The organism is Isoptericola chiayiensis, from assembly GCF_013149805.1.
GTDB lineage: Bacteria > Actinomycetota > Actinomycetes > Actinomycetales > Cellulomonadaceae > Isoptericola > Isoptericola chiayiensis.
The window spans coordinates 510,046-523,498 of sequence record NZ_JABEZT010000003.1 but is presented as its reverse complement, the minus strand read 5'-3'; the positions used below and the strand labels follow the sequence as shown (position 1 = coordinate 523,498).

General features: G+C 74.5%; 12 protein-coding genes and 1 riboswitch. Of the genes, 9 read left to right on the top strand and 3 right to left on the bottom strand.

Annotated features, from left to right (window positions below):
• Window positions 1–2: 2 nt before the first annotated feature.
• Window positions 3–731: a TetR/AcrR family transcriptional regulator gene (locus HDG68_RS08710; protein WP_172151146.1), complete on the bottom strand. Its 729-nt coding sequence runs from the start codon at window positions 729–731 to the stop codon at window positions 3–5.
• A 59-nt stretch (window positions 732–790) separates the two neighbouring features.
• Between HDG68_RS08710 and HDG68_RS08705 the strand changes: the two genes are divergently transcribed.
• The 4 genes from HDG68_RS08705 (at window position 791) to HDG68_RS08690 (ending at window position 6,331) form a co-directional block, all read left to right on the top strand.
• Window positions 791–2,152 carry an acetyl-CoA C-acetyltransferase gene (locus HDG68_RS08705; RefSeq protein ID WP_172151144.1) on the top strand — a complete coding sequence of 454 codons (1,362 nt, stop codon included), beginning with the start codon at window positions 791–793 and terminating at the stop codon, window positions 2,150–2,152.
• A 17-nt stretch (window positions 2,153–2,169) separates the two neighbouring features.
• Window positions 2,170–3,531 (top strand): 3-oxoacyl-ACP reductase, encoded by a 1,362-nt coding sequence (locus tag HDG68_RS08700; RefSeq protein WP_172151142.1) that lies wholly within the window; start codon window positions 2,170–2,172, stop codon window positions 3,529–3,531.
• Complete coding sequence (locus tag HDG68_RS08695) at window positions 3,528–4,649, top strand: MaoC/PaaZ C-terminal domain-containing protein (RefSeq protein WP_343037496.1); 1,122 nt, start codon at window positions 3,528–3,530, stop codon at window positions 4,647–4,649. The genes HDG68_RS08700 and HDG68_RS08695 overlap by 4 nt, the downstream gene beginning before the upstream one ends.
• A 221-nt stretch (window positions 4,650–4,870) precedes the next feature.
• Window positions 4,871–6,331, top strand: a complete 1,461-nt coding sequence (locus tag HDG68_RS08690; protein WP_172151140.1) for an amidase — start codon at window positions 4,871–4,873, stop codon at window positions 6,329–6,331.
• Between the two features lie 18 nt (window positions 6,332–6,349).
• Here HDG68_RS08690 and HDG68_RS08685 read toward each other — a convergent pair whose 3' ends face one another.
• Window positions 6,350–7,777 carry an aminotransferase class V-fold PLP-dependent enzyme gene (locus HDG68_RS08685; protein WP_172151138.1) on the bottom strand — a complete coding sequence of 476 codons (1,428 nt, stop codon included), beginning with the start codon at window positions 7,775–7,777 and terminating at the stop codon, window positions 6,350–6,352.
• Between the two features lie 32 nt (window positions 7,778–7,809).
• Window positions 7,810–7,925, bottom strand: a riboswitch (SAM riboswitch).
• 285 nt (window positions 7,926–8,210) lie between these two features.
• On the opposite strand from HDG68_RS08685, the gene HDG68_RS08680 reads away from it, so the two are divergent.
• From HDG68_RS08680 to HDG68_RS08660, 5 genes are read left to right on the top strand one after another with little or no spacing between them, the layout of a single operon-like run.
• Window positions 8,211–8,666: a rhodanese-like domain-containing protein gene (locus HDG68_RS08680; RefSeq protein WP_172151136.1), complete on the top strand. Its 456-nt coding sequence runs from the start codon at window positions 8,211–8,213 to the stop codon at window positions 8,664–8,666.
• Window positions 8,663–9,934, top strand: coding sequence for an O-succinylhomoserine sulfhydrylase (locus HDG68_RS08675; protein WP_172151134.1), 1,272 nt, complete (start codon window positions 8,663–8,665; stop codon window positions 9,932–9,934). Before HDG68_RS08680 ends, HDG68_RS08675 begins: the two co-directional genes overlap by 4 nt.
• A gap of 54 nt (window positions 9,935–9,988) precedes the next feature.
• Window positions 9,989–11,347 (top strand): MFS transporter, encoded by a 1,359-nt coding sequence (locus tag HDG68_RS08670; RefSeq protein ID WP_172151132.1) that lies wholly within the window; start codon window positions 9,989–9,991, stop codon window positions 11,345–11,347.
• Window positions 11,348–11,387: 40 nt separating this feature from the next.
• Complete coding sequence (locus HDG68_RS08665) at window positions 11,388–11,894, top strand: GNAT family N-acetyltransferase (RefSeq protein WP_172151130.1); 507 nt, start codon at window positions 11,388–11,390, stop codon at window positions 11,892–11,894.
• Window positions 11,891–12,295 carry a Rid family hydrolase gene (locus HDG68_RS08660; RefSeq protein WP_172151128.1) on the top strand — a complete coding sequence of 135 codons (405 nt, stop codon included), beginning with the start codon at window positions 11,891–11,893 and terminating at the stop codon, window positions 12,293–12,295. The genes HDG68_RS08665 and HDG68_RS08660 overlap by 4 nt, the downstream gene beginning before the upstream one ends.
• Before the next feature lie 4 nt (window positions 12,296–12,299).
• Here HDG68_RS08660 and HDG68_RS08655 read toward each other — a convergent pair whose 3' ends face one another.
• Complete coding sequence (locus HDG68_RS08655) at window positions 12,300–13,379, bottom strand: FUSC family protein (protein ID WP_172151126.1); 1,080 nt, start codon at window positions 13,377–13,379, stop codon at window positions 12,300–12,302.
• Window positions 13,380–13,453: the final 74 nt, after the last annotated feature.

The window sequence follows — 13,453 nt, the reverse complement described above, 5'->3', positions numbered from 1 at the left end:
CTTCACTCCAGCTTCTCGGGGGTACCAGGGGTGCCAGGGGTCTCGGTGCCGGTGGCGGGCGCCTCGTGGTGCAGCACGCCGACCGGCCCGTTCCAGAGCCAGGTGGTGACCTGGTCGGTGAGGTCGTCGCGGGTCAGGCCCTCGGCCCGGGTGTGGCCGAGCCACCACTCGCCGGCGCCGCGCACGAAGCCGACGGCCCCGGCGGCCCAGGCGGCCGCCGTCGTGGGCGGGACGTGGACGGCACGGGCGAACGGCTCGGCGACGAGGGTGATCACGGAGTCGAGGTAGGCGCCGAGCGCCTCGACGCGGCCGGTGCCGTCGTCGGGCTCGTTCCCGCCGATCGCCGTGCGGGTGACGAACCAGTAGACCTGCGGCGAGCTCTCGATGGTCTGCAGGTAGGTGCGCACCATCGCGCGCAGCGCGGAGTGCGGCGTGGGCGCCTCGTGCGCGGCCTCGGCCAGGCGGCGGTGCATCCCCTTGACCACGGACTCGGCGACGGCGAGCCGCAGCCCGGCCTTGTCGTCGAAGTACCGGTAGAAGATCGACTTCGAGGTCCCGGCGACGCCGGCGATCTCGTCCATGGACGCGCCCGGACCGAGCTCGTGGATCGCCCGGCGGGCGTCGCGCACGAGCGCGGCGCGGCGCTGGGCGCGATGATCGTCCCATCGGGTCGACCGTCCGTCGGGGCGGGCCCGCGCGGCCCGGTCCGTCCCGTGTGCTGCGACCGTCATCGGTCACCCCCTGTGACTCGTCTCACGAGACTGAGAGTATCAGGTACTGTGAGTACTACATGTCCCCGTCGAGTGTGAGGAAGCACCCCGTGGCCTCTCGCCAGTCCCGAGCCGCAGCGACCAACGGCCCACGCGACGCCGTCGTCGTCGGCGGCAACCGCATCCCGTTCTCCCGCGCCGGCAAGAAGTACGCCGACGCCTCCAACCAGGAGATGTTCACCGCCGCCCTCGAGGGCCTCGTGGCCCGCTACGGGCTGCAGGGCGAACGCCTCGGCGAGGTCGTCGGCGGCGCCGTGCTCAAGCACTCGCGCGACTTCAACCTGGTCCGCGAGTCCGTGCTCGGCTCCTCGCTGTCCCCCGCCACCCCCGCCTACGATCTGCAGCAGGCCTGCGCCACCGGCCTCGAGGCCACGATCGGCGTCGCCAACAAGATCCGCCTCGGCCAGATCGAGTCCGGCGTCGCCGGCGGCACCGACACCGTCTCCGACGCACCCATCGCCGTCGGCGAGGGGCTGCGCCGCGCCCTCCTGGACGCCCAGCACGCCAAGACGTGGCAGGCCCGTGCCAAGGCGCTCGCGCAGATCCGCCCCGGCGACCTCAAGCCGCTGACCCCCGCCACCGACGAGCCGCGCACCGGCCTGTCCATGGGCGAGCACCAGGCGATCACCACCGCCCGCTGGGGCATCACCCGCGAGGCGCAGGACGAGATCGCGCTCGCCAGCCACCAGCACCTCGCCGCCGCCTGGGAGTCCGGGTTCTTCGACGACCTCGTCACCCCGTTCCGCGGCCTGACCCGCGACGACAACATGCGGCCCGACACCTCCGCCGAGAAGCTCGCCGGCCTCAAGCCCGTCTTCGGCCGCTCCCTGGAGACGCCGGCCACCATGACCGCCGGCAACTCCACGCCGCTCACCGACGGCGCCTCGACCGTGCTCCTCGGTTCGCGCGAGTGGGCCGAGTCGCACGACCTGCCCGTCCTGGCCCGCGTCGTCGACGCCGAGACCGCCGCCGTCGACTTCGTGCACGGCCACGAGGGCCTGCTCATGGCCCCGGTGCACGCCGTCCCGCGCCTGCTCGCCCGCAACGGCCTGACCCTGGACGACTTCGACTTCTACGAGATCCACGAGGCCTTCGCCTCCACCGTCCTGACCACGCTCGCCGCGTGGGAGGACGTCGACTACGGCAAGAACGAGCTCGGCCTGTCCGGCGCGTTCGGCTCCGTGGACCGCGCCAAGGTGAACGTCAACGGCTCCTCGCTCGCCGCCGGGCACCCGTTCGCCGCCACCGGCGGGCGGATCGTCGCCACCGCCGCGAAGCTGGTGGCCGAGAAGGCCGCCGAGACCGGCAGGCCCGCCCGTGCCCTGGTGTCCGTCTGCGCGGCCGGCGGCCTCGGCGCCACCGCCGTCCTCGAGTCCGTCTGATCCCGGGAGGAGCACCCATGACCGACCGCTACACGAAGGCCGTCAACTCCGGGTTCACCCAGACCCTCGCGAAGAAGCTCGGGCTGCCCCGACCGGCCGTCCTGCGCCGCTACCGCGCCGGTGACTCCCTCACGGTGGGGCCCGTGCTCGTCGTGTCCGACGGCGCGTCCAAGGCCGACGCCGACGCCATCGCCCAGACCCTGCTGGGCTGGGACCTCGACGTGCGGCGCGAGCCCACCGACGACGTCCGGTGGGGCGCCGTCGTCCTCGTGCTCACCGAGGCCACCGCCCCGACCGACGCCTCCGAGGCCGTGCTGGCCACCGGCTCCGTGCTGCGGCGCCTCGCCGGCAACGGCCGCGTCGTCACCGTCTCCCGGGCCCCGGCCGACGGCGACTCCCCCGCCCTGTCCGCCACCCGCCACGGGGTCGACGGGTTCCTGCGCTCGGTCGCCAAGGAGCTGCGCGGCGGCGCGACCGGCAACGGCGTCGTCCTGACCGACGACGTCGCCGTCGACGACCCGTCCGTCCTCGGCACCCTGCGGTTCTTCCTCGGCGCGAAGAGCGCGTACGTCGACGGCCAGCTCCTGCGGGTCGGGCCGACCGCGGACGGCGTGCCCGCCGCGGACGCGCCCGAGCCGGCCACCGACCGGCCGCTGACCGGCCAGGTCGCCGTCGTCACCGGCGCGGCCCGCGGCATCGGCGCGGCCATCGCCCGCACCCTGCACCGTGACGGCGCCACCGTGGTCTGCGTGGACGTCCCCGCCGCCGGGGAGGCGCTCGCCGCGACCGCCAACGCCGTCGGCGGCACGGCCCTGCAGCTCGACGTCACCGCCGAGGACGCCGGCGAGCGCATCCTCGCCCACGCCCGCGAGCGCCACGGACGCCTCGACGTCGTCGTGCACAACGCCGGCATCACCCGGGACAAGCTGCTCGCCAACATGAAGCCGGGACAGTGGGACGCGGTGATCGCGGTCAACCTGGCCGCGCAGCTGCGGATCAACGCCGCGCTCCTCGAGGCCGGGCTGGAGGGGCTGCGCATCGTGTCCCTGGCCTCCACCTCCGGCATCGCGGGGAACAAGGGCCAGACCAACTACGCGTTCTCCAAGGCCGGCGTCATCGGGCACACCCGGGCCACCGCAGGGCTGCTCGCCGCGCGCGGCGGCACCGCGAACGCGGTGGCACCCGGCTTCATCGAGACCGAGATGACCTCCCGCATCCCGTTCGCGACCCGCGAGGTGGCGCGCCGCATCCCGTCGCTGGCCCAGGGCGGTCAGCCGGTGGACGTGGCCGAGGCGATCGCGTTCCTCGCCTCGCCGGCCGCCGCAGGTGTCAACGGCCAGGTCCTGCGGGTGTGCGGCCAGCACCTGGTGGGCCAGTGACGGCGGCCCCGCCCCGCACCGCCGACGGGCGGACGCTGCGCGTCGAGACCCAGACCGGGCTGCCCGGCCTGGGCGGCCTCTACGCGCGCGGCGCCGCGGCGTCGGGCCGGATCGCGGCCGGGCGGGCCCTGCCGTCGTTGCCGGTCATCGGGACCGGACGACCGGCGTCGGACGACGACGGCGAGGCACAGGCCGCGCTGGTCCTGCCGGACGTCGCCTACCGCGTCTCGGGGGTGCGCACCGCGGGGCTGGAGCGGCACCTGCACGACTACCAGCGGCTGCTGCACGAACCCGTCGGCAGCACGATGCCGGCCGGCTACCTGCACGTGCTCGCGTTCCCGCTGGCGACGGCCGTGATGGTGCGGGGCGACTTCCCCCTGCCGCTGCTCGGCATGGTGCACCTGCGCAACGTCGTCGAGGTGCGCGGGCCGGTGACCGTCGGTGACGTGCTGGACGTGCGCGCCTGGGCGGAGAACCTCACGGCCCACCGGCGCGGCGTCCAGGTCGACCTGGTCGCCGAGATCCGATTCGACGGGGCCGACCCGTCCGAGCCCCCGGTGTGGCGCGGCGTGTCGACCTACCTGGCCAAGGGGTACGAGCTGCCGGACGCCGAGGCCGACGGCCAGCGAGGTCGTACCTCCCGTCCCGAGGTCGCACCCGCCGGGTACGACCCGGCGACGCACGGTACGACCTCGGCGGCGTCGGTGGCGTCGGCTTCGGACGGGTGGACGCCGCCGCTGCCGACCGGCCGCTGGGCCCTCGGTCCCGGCACCGGCCGCGCCTACGGGGCCGTCTCGGGCGACCGCAACCCGATCCACCTGTCGGCGCTGTCCGCCAAGGCGTTCGGGTTCCCGCGGGCCATCGCCCACGGCATGTACACCGCCGCCCGGGCGCTGGCCGACGTCGGGCACCGGCGCGCCGACGCGTACCGCTGGACGGTGGACTTCGCCAAGCCCGTCCTGCTGCCGGGCACCGTCGACGTGGCGATCACGCCGCGGTCCGACGACGACGGCAACCCCGCCCCGGACCTGACGGGGACCGCCGCCGGGTTCGACTACGTGGGGTGGAGCTCCCGCAAGGGGGTCCGTCACTTCTCCGGCGAGGTCACGCCGCTCTGACGAGGCCCGGTGGCCGTCACGCCGAGAGCCTGCCGGGCCGCGGGCTCACCGCAGCGCAGCCTCACCGCAGCGCGAACTGTCGACGTCGGCACAGCGCGTCGAGATCGGCAGGACGAGTTGCCGACCTCGGCACGAACTGTCGACGTCGGCAGTTCGTGCGGTCGCACCGTCGTCGCTGGCCGGGGCCGTCGACCTCGGGCGCACGGGCGTAGGGTCGGGTCATGGCCGCCCTGCACGAGCAGACCGCCCTGACCCTCCGCGACCGGCTGCGCGCCGGGGAGCTGAGTCCGGGCGAGGTGACCGACCATTTCCTGGCCCGCATCGCCGCGCGCAACGACGCGCTGGGTGCGTTCGCGCACGTCACCCCGGACTCCGCCCGGGAGCGCGCCGCGGCCCTGGGTCCGCCGTCGGGCATCCTGTGGGGAGTCCCGACGGCGGACAAGGACCTGTGGAACCGGGCGGGCGTGCCGAGCGGGTTCGGGTCGCGGGCGATGGCGGGGTTCGTGCCCGAGGAGTCCGACGACGTCGTGCGCGACCTGGACGCCGCGGGCATCGTCAGCCTGGGCAAGACGGCGACGCCGGAGCTCGGTTTCCCGGCCTATACCGAGCCGGTGGTCGGCCCGGTGGCGCGCAACCCGTGGGACACCTCGCGGGGGGCGGGCGGCTCCAGCGGTGGCGCGGCCGTGGCGGTGGCGGCGGGGCTGCTGCCGTTCGCGCCCGGGTCCGACGGCGGAGGCTCGGTCCGCATCCCGGCCGCGGCGTGCGGGGTGGTCGGCCTCAAGCCCACGCGGGGTCTGCTCCCGGCGGGTTCCGGGATCGAGGGCCTGGGCGGTCTGGTGGTCAACGGTCCGATCGCGCGCACGACGGCGGACGCCGCTCTGCTCCTGGAGGGCATGCTGCGCCGTACCCCGACGGGCGAGGTGGACCACCGGTTCACGCTGCGCACCCCGGTGCAGCACGAGGGCGCCTACCTGGCTGCGGCGCGCACGGCCGCCGCCCGGGGTCACAGCGGGCTGGTCGGGGGCCACGGCAGCCGGTTCCGCGTGGGCGTGACCACGTGGAACGCCTGGGAGTTCCACTACGACGTGACCGTGGAGCCGGAGGCGCACGCCGCCCTGGAGGCGGGGACGCGGGCGCTGTCGGGGCTGGGCCACGAGCTCGAGGACCACTCGTGGGACCCGGCGCCGGAGTTCGGGGACGCGTTCCGTTCCCTGTGGATGGCGGGGGCGTCGGCGGTGCCGATCGACGACGACGCCGTCCTCGACTCGCTGGAACCGCTGACGTCGTGGCTGATCCGGCGCGGACGAGAGGTGCCGGCACGGGAGCTGGCCGAGGCGCTGGCGACGCTGACGCAGTTCGAGCGGCGACTGATCGCCGGGTTCGGCGACCTCGACGCCGTCATCACCCCGGCGCTGGCGATGACGCCGCGGCCGATCGGCTGGTTCGACGCCGAGGACCCGGACCGCAACTTCATGCAGCAGTGCCAGTACACGCCGTTCACGTCGTGGCTGAACGTGGCGGGGCTTCCCGCGATCACCGTGCCGACGCACTGGACGGACGACGGCCTGCCGATGGGGGTCCAGATCGTCGGGCGTCCCGGCGGCGAGCCCACACTGCTGGCGCTGGCGGCCCAGCTCGAGGACGTGCTGCGCTGGCCGGAGAAGCACCCGCCCGTCTGGTAGCCGCGTGAGGTGGGGGGCTCAGGCGTCCTCGAGCAGGCAGCCGAACGCCTCGTCCTGGCCGGGGCCGGCGGTGGCGAGCAGCCCGGTCAGCCCGGAGCCCTCGGGCACGGGCCGCGGGTCGTCGACGACGATCCACAGCCCGTCGACGACGTCGTAGCGCGCCTGGGGGCCGTCGGCGACCAGCGCCGCCACGGCCGCGACGAGCCGCTCGACCTCCTCGCCGGCGGTGCCGACGCCGACCGAGGACCGCACGGCACCGGCACCGTAGCCGAGGCGGGACAGCAGCGGATGGGCGCAGAACCGGCCGTCGCGCACGCCGATGCCGTGCTCGGCCGAGAGGTAGGCGGCGACCTGGCCGGGCTCGTACCCGGCGACGGTGAAGGTCACGACGCCGACGGTGTCGGGGGCGTCGGACCACAGCCGCACGACCTCGACGCCGTCGATCGCCTCGAGCCCGTCGACGAGCCGGGCGCGCAGAGCGTCCTCGTGCTCCCGCAGGTTCGCGGCGTCCAGCGCGGCGAGCTCGTCGCACGCGGCCGCGAGCGCCACGGCGCCGAGCACGTTGGGCGAGCCGGCCTCGTGCCGCGCGGGGCCGTCGTGCCACTCGGTCTCGGCGACGCGGACGCTGCGCACGGCGCCGCCGCCGGCGAGGTACGGGGTGCCGGCGTCGAGCCAGTCGCGGCGGCCGACAAGGGCACCGACGCCGAACGGGGCGTAGGTCTTGTGGCCGGAGAAGGCGAGGTAGTCGACGCCGGTGGCGGCCAGGGAGAACCGGCGGTGCGGGACGAGCTGGGCGCCGTCGAGCAGCACTCGGGCGCCGTGGGCGTGCGCGGCCGCGACGACGTCGTCGACCGGGAGGGTCTCGCCGGTGACGTTGGAGGCGCCGGTGACGGCGAGCAGCGCGTAGCCGCGACCGGCGGCGTGCGCCGCGGCGAGCTCGTCGCGGATCGCGGCCACGGTGGCGGCGACGGTGTCGCGGCCGGTGAGCACGGTGGCGTCGGCGGAGCGCTGCCAGGGCAGGAAGTTCGCGTGGTGCTCGACGTCGAGGACGAGCACCCGGCCCGGCGTGCCGTCGTCGGACGCGGGGACGCAGCCGGCGAGCAGGTTGAGCGCGTCGGTGGTGTTGCGCACGAGCAGCGTGACGTCGTCGTCCCGGGCGCCGACGAACGCGCCGATGGTGGCCCGCGACTGCTCGTAGAGGGTGGTGGAGACCTGGGAGAGGTAGCCGGCGCCGCGGTGCACGCTGGCGTAGAGCGGCAGGGTGGCGGTGATGCGGTCGCCGACGGCCTGCAGCGCGGGGGCGGAGGCGGCGACGTCGAGGTTCGCGTAGGGCACGCGCCGGCCGTCGACGAGGGGTGCGAGGGTCTCGTGCCCGACGACGGGCAGCACGGGGGCGAGGTCGCCCACCGTGGCGGGACAGGCGGGGCTCTCGGCGATTACGGTCATGGCGTCCTCCCTGAGTGGTCCGGGGAGTCGCCTCCCCGCGCTTGCCCGACGCCGGTCGACGTCGTGCCTGGTCGTCACCCGGGGCACCCCGCCGCGAGGGGAGGGTTGCCGGCCAGCGAGCCGGGGCTTGGCGCTGGCGCTCTTGACCTGATGCCAGGTTCACCGATCCCCGAAATCGTGTCAACAAATGAGCGGCACGTCTCAGGATGCGGTCGAAATGGGGTCAGGCCACGAGCCCGGACGCCACCGGCTCACAGATTGAGACACCCGTCCCGCCCCCTGGAACCGCTGGCGTACGATCGCCCTGACCATCCCGAGCGGCCGAGTGACGTGGCACGTCGACGCCGCAGCAACCCCGCGGGACCGGGCCGCCGTCGTCGGCGACACGGGACCGGGCGCGGGTGCTACCGCCACGACCGATGGGAGGAGTGCCGTGACCGCACCGATCGAACCCCGACCCGCGCAGGGCTACGCCGGCGACCTGACCCCGCAGCAGGCGTGGGACCTGCTCGCCGCCGACACCGGCGCCGTCCTCGTCGACGTCCGCACCGAGGGCGAGTGGCGCACCATCGGGGTGCCCGACGTCGGCACCCTCGACAAGCGCACCGTCTTCACGCAGTGGGTCACCGGCGACGGCCGCCCCAACCCGGGATTCCTCGCCGAGCTCGAGGCCGCCGCCGTGCCCACCGACCACCCCGTGGTGTTCCTGTGCCGCTCCGGGCAGCGCTCCATCGGCGCCGCCCGCCTGGCGACGTCGGCCGGCTACGGCCCCGCCTACAACGTGCTCGAGGGCTTCGAGGGCCCCGTCGGCCCGTTCGGCGCCCGCGACCAGGCCGGCTGGAAGGTCCGCGAGCTGCCGCACACCACGTACGCGGAGCCCGCCCGGTGAGCCGCACCGAGATCCCCACCGGCCCCGGCCCCAACCCCGAGCCGTACGGCGGCGCCGGCCACGCCCCGCTGCCGGCCACCGCACGGCCCGCCACCCTCGCGGTGCGCGGCGGCCACCGCCGCTCGGACTTCTCCGAGACGTCCGAGGCCATGTTCCTCACGCAGGGCTACACCTACGACTCCGCCGCCGACGCCGAGGCGGCGTTCGCCGGGGACCACTCCCGGTTCGTGTACTCCCGGTACGGCAACCCGACGGTGCGCACCTTCGAGGAGCGCCTGCGCCTCATCGAGGGCGCCGAGGCCTGCTACGCGACGGCGACCGGCATGTCGGCAGTGTTCACCACCCTGGCGGCCCTCGTGCGCAGCGGGTCGCGCATCGTCTCGGCCCGCGCCCTGTTCGGGTCCACCAACGTCATCTACGACGAGATCCTCGCCAAGTGGGACGTGCAGGTCGACCTCGTCGACGGCCACCACCTGGACCAGTGGGAGGAGGCGCTCGCGACCGGCGCGGACGTCGTCTTCTTCGAGACGCCCTCGAACCCGATGCAGGAGCTCGTGGACGTGCGCCGCGTGTGCGAGCTGGCCCACGCCGCGGGCGCCGTCGTCGTCGTCGACAACGTGTTCGCCACGCCGGTCATGCAGAAGCCGCTGGAGCTCGGCGCCGACATCGTCGTGTACTCGGCGACCAAGCACATCGACGGGCAGGGCCGTGTGCTGGGCGGAGCGATCCTCGGACCCCAGGAGTTCCTGTCCGGGCCCGTCGAGACGTTCCTGCGCCACACCGGCCCGTCGCTCAGCCCGTTCAACGCGTGGGTGCTGCTCAAGGGCCTCGAGACCCTCGACGTGCGGGTCCGGGCGCAGAACGCCGCCGCGCTGCAGCTCGCCGAGTTCCTCGAGACCGCCGACGGCGTCACCGGCGTGAAGTACCCGTACCTGCCCTCCCACCCCCAGCACGAGCTCGCCAAGGCCCAGCAGACCGGCGGCGGCACCGTGGTCACTTTCGACCTCGAGGTGCCCGACGGCGCCACCGACGCCGAGGCGAAGGCGCGCACCTTCCGCTTCCTCGACACCCTGCGGATCATCGACATCTCCAACAACCTCGGGGACGCCAAGTCGCTGGTCACGCACCCCGCGACGACGACGCACCGCCGCCTGGGGGCCGAGGGCCGCGCCGCGGTCGGCATCAACGAGACCACGGTGCGGCTGTCCCTCGGGCTCGAGGACCCGCTGGACATCGTCGAGGACGTCGCCCAGGCGCTCCGGGCCTGACGCCGTCGTCCGGCTCGGGGAGCGCACCGCGCCGCTGACCTGCACGATGGTCACGTGGCGACGACGGACGAGCTCCTCGAGGAGGCGCGGCTGACGCCGCTGCACCGGCGGATCTGGCTCGTGGCCGCCCTCGGGCTCATGCTCGACGGCTTCGACTTCTTCGTCATCGGGGTGTGCCTGCCGCTGATCGCCGCCGAGCTCGCCCCCTCGGAGCTGGAGACCGGGCTCATCGCGTCGTCGGCCGTCGTCGGGTCGGTGTTCGGCGCGCTGCTCGGCGGGATCCTCGCCGACCGCATCGGTCGGCGCACGATGTTCCGCCTCGACCTGGTGCTGTTCGTGCTCGCGGCACTGGCCTGCGCCCTGGCGTGGGACGTGTGGTCCCTCATCCTGTTCCGGTTCGTGCTCGGCCTGGCGATCGGCGCCGACTACCCGCTCAGCTCCAGCTACGCCGCCGAGGTGGCACCCCGCCGCAGCCGACGGCGCCTGCTCGTCGGGGTGATCAGCTTCCAGGCCGTCGGCTCGCTGCTCGGCGTCGGTCTCGGTCTGGCGATCCTCGACCTCGACCCGTCCGAGGGGGCCTGGCGCTGGATCCTCGGTTCCGGCGCCGTGCTCGCGTTCGCGGTCGTGCTCGCCCGGATCGGCGTGCCCGAGAGCCCGCAGTGGCTGCTGGCCCAGGGAGAACGCACGGAGGCGGCCGACGTCGTCTCCCGACTGGTCGGACGACCGGTCGCCGCCGACGACCTGTCACCGCCGCCGCCCGCGGAGCAGGTCTCCCAGCGCGAGCTCTTCACCGCCGGCCTTCGCCGCCTCACCCTGGTCACCAGCGTGCCCTGGTTCCTGCTCGACGTCGTCGTCTACGGGGTGGGGGTGTTCACCCCCACCGTCCTCGCCGCCGTCGCGACCGCTGACGCCGACAGCACCGTCGGCGCGACGGTGACGAGCCTGCGCCAGACCGCCGTCACCGACGTCTTCCTCGTGCTCGGGTTCGCTGTGGCCCTCGTGCTGATCTACCGCGTCGGGATGATCCGCCTGCAGGTGGTGGGATTCGTCGGCATCGCCGCCGGACTGGGGACGCTGGCCCTCGCCGCCGCGCTGCCCGGCGGCGTCGCGGCGTACACCTGGCTGGCGTTCGCCGGGTTCGCCGCGTCGAACTTCTTCCAGAACGCCGGGCCGAACTCCACGACGTTCGTCCTGCCCGCCATGGTGTTCCCCACCCGGGTGCGCGCCACCGGTGCCGGGTTCGCCGCCGCGGCCGGCAAGGCGGGCGCCGTCGTGGTGACGTTCGCCTTCCCGCTGCTCGAGGAGTGGTGGGGCCTGGCCGTCACGGTCGGCGTCATGGCTGCCGGGGCGCTCGTCGCGGCTGTCGTGACCGTCGTCGCGCGGCCGCGGGAGTCGCAGATGTCGGACCGGTAGCGCGACGCCGTCAGCCCGGCCTGCGCCATAGACTCGCCGCGTGAGCCCGACGATCCGCACCGCCACCTCCGACGACGTCCCCGCGATCCTGCGACTGGTCCACGCGCTGGCCACCTACGAGCGTGAGCCCGACGCCGTCGAGGCCACCGAGGAAGACTTCACGGTGGCCTTGTTCCCGACGTCGGGCACCCCGACCACGCACGGGCTCGTCGCGGAGGTCGACGGCGAGGTCGTCGGCATCGCGATCTGGTTCCTGACGTTCTCGACCTGGACCGGACAGAACGGCATCTGGCTCGAGGACCTGTTCGTCGACCCCGCCCACCGCGGCGGCGGCGCCGGCCGGGCGCTGCTGACCCGTCTGGCCGAGATCTGCGTCGAACGCGGGTGGCGCCGCCTCGAGTGGTGCGTGCTGAACTGGAACGAGCCCGCGATCGCCTTCTACCGGTCCCTCGGTTCCACCCCGCAGGACGAGTGGACCACCCACCGCGTCGACGGCGCGGCGCTCACGGCGCTGGCCGGCGCGTCCCGGACGGGGGTCGCCTCGTGAGCGGGGTCCGGCTCGTCCGCTCCGACGTCCTGACCACCGACGTCGACTACGCCTACGCCTCGGTCGTCCCGGCCGGCACCCGGCTGATCCACCTGGCCGGCGCCTGCCCGCTCGACGCCGACGGACGCACCGTCGCGCCCGGCGACCCGGTCGCCCAGGCGCACCAGGTCGTGGCGAACCTCCGCCAGGCCCTCACCGACGCGGGCGCCGGCATCGACGACGTGGCGTACACCCGCGTGCTCGTGGCCTCGACGGACCAGGCCGATCTCGTCGCGGTGTGGGACGTCGTCCGTGCCGCGTTCGGCGACCACGACGTGCCCAGCACGCTGCTGGGCGTCACCGTGCTCGGATACCCCGACCAGCTCGTCGAGGTCGAGGCGGTCGCCGCCGTCGGCGAGTGACCCGTCACCGCGGGTCGGTCCGGACGACCTCCTCGTCGACGTCGTCCGGCCGCACCCGCGTGAACGCGTCGGACGCGCGGCGCAGGGCGACGGCCACCGATCCGGCCACCAGCCCCTCCCCGGGCGGGCTCTCCAGCTCCAGCAACCGGTCCCGGAAGCCCCGGACCTGACCCTGCAGCTCGTCGACGAGCCTGTCCCGGTCCTCGCTCCAGGCGTCCGCCCGCAGGACCTCGGCCAGGGAGCGCAGGGACCGGGCGAGCGGACCGCACAGGCTCTCGGGCAGCCGGACGGGCTCCCCCGTGTCGACGAGCAGCGTGACGACGACGTCGACGGACGCGGCCACGGTCTCCAGCTCGCGGGCGCGCACGTCCTGCCCGCGGGTCCACCGCCGGTAGCGGCGCACCCGCGGGTTCACCCGGGCCGCCTCGCGGCTCTGGCGCACCGACTCCCGCGTCCTCTCCAGCACCGGCTGCAGCGCCGCGCGGCGGTCCTCCCAGTCCTCGACCGGGACGTCACCGGTCTCGTCGAGCACGTCGGCCAGGTCCTCGGCCTCGTGGGCGAGCAACGTGCTCAGGCCGTCGAGGGCGTTCTCCGCCGGGGTCAGGTGCAGCGGCGGCAGCAGGAAGTTCACGCCGATGCCCACGAGGGCGCCGATCGCCACCAGTCCGGCGAAGGACCCGACGAACGACAACGCGTCGGCGTTGCCGAGGATCAGCACGAAGAGGGCGGAGGTCGCCACCCAGCTCCCCGTCTCGCGGAAGACCCGCCAGCTCGAGCACAGCAGCGCGACGGCGACGACGAGCGCGATCGAGAAGGGACCGACCGGCAGGAGCCAGTCGGCGAGCCGGGCGATCAACGCACCGAGCAGCACCGCGACCGTGACCCGCACCGAGTCCTGGACGGACCGCACCAGCGTGCTGGTCGTCGCGATGACCGCACCGAGCGGCGCGTAGTAGGGGAAGTCTCCCAGCGGGTGGGGCACGTAGATCCCCACCAGCCACGCCAGCCCGGCGGCGATGCCGCCCCGGACCGCCATCGACAACCGCGGGTAGCGCAGCCAGGCGCCGTACAGCGCACGAGCCACCCGTCGACCACGTTCCTCGACCATCGTCCTCCCTCTCGTCCGGAAGTGATCGTCACCGCACGACGCCGCCCGCG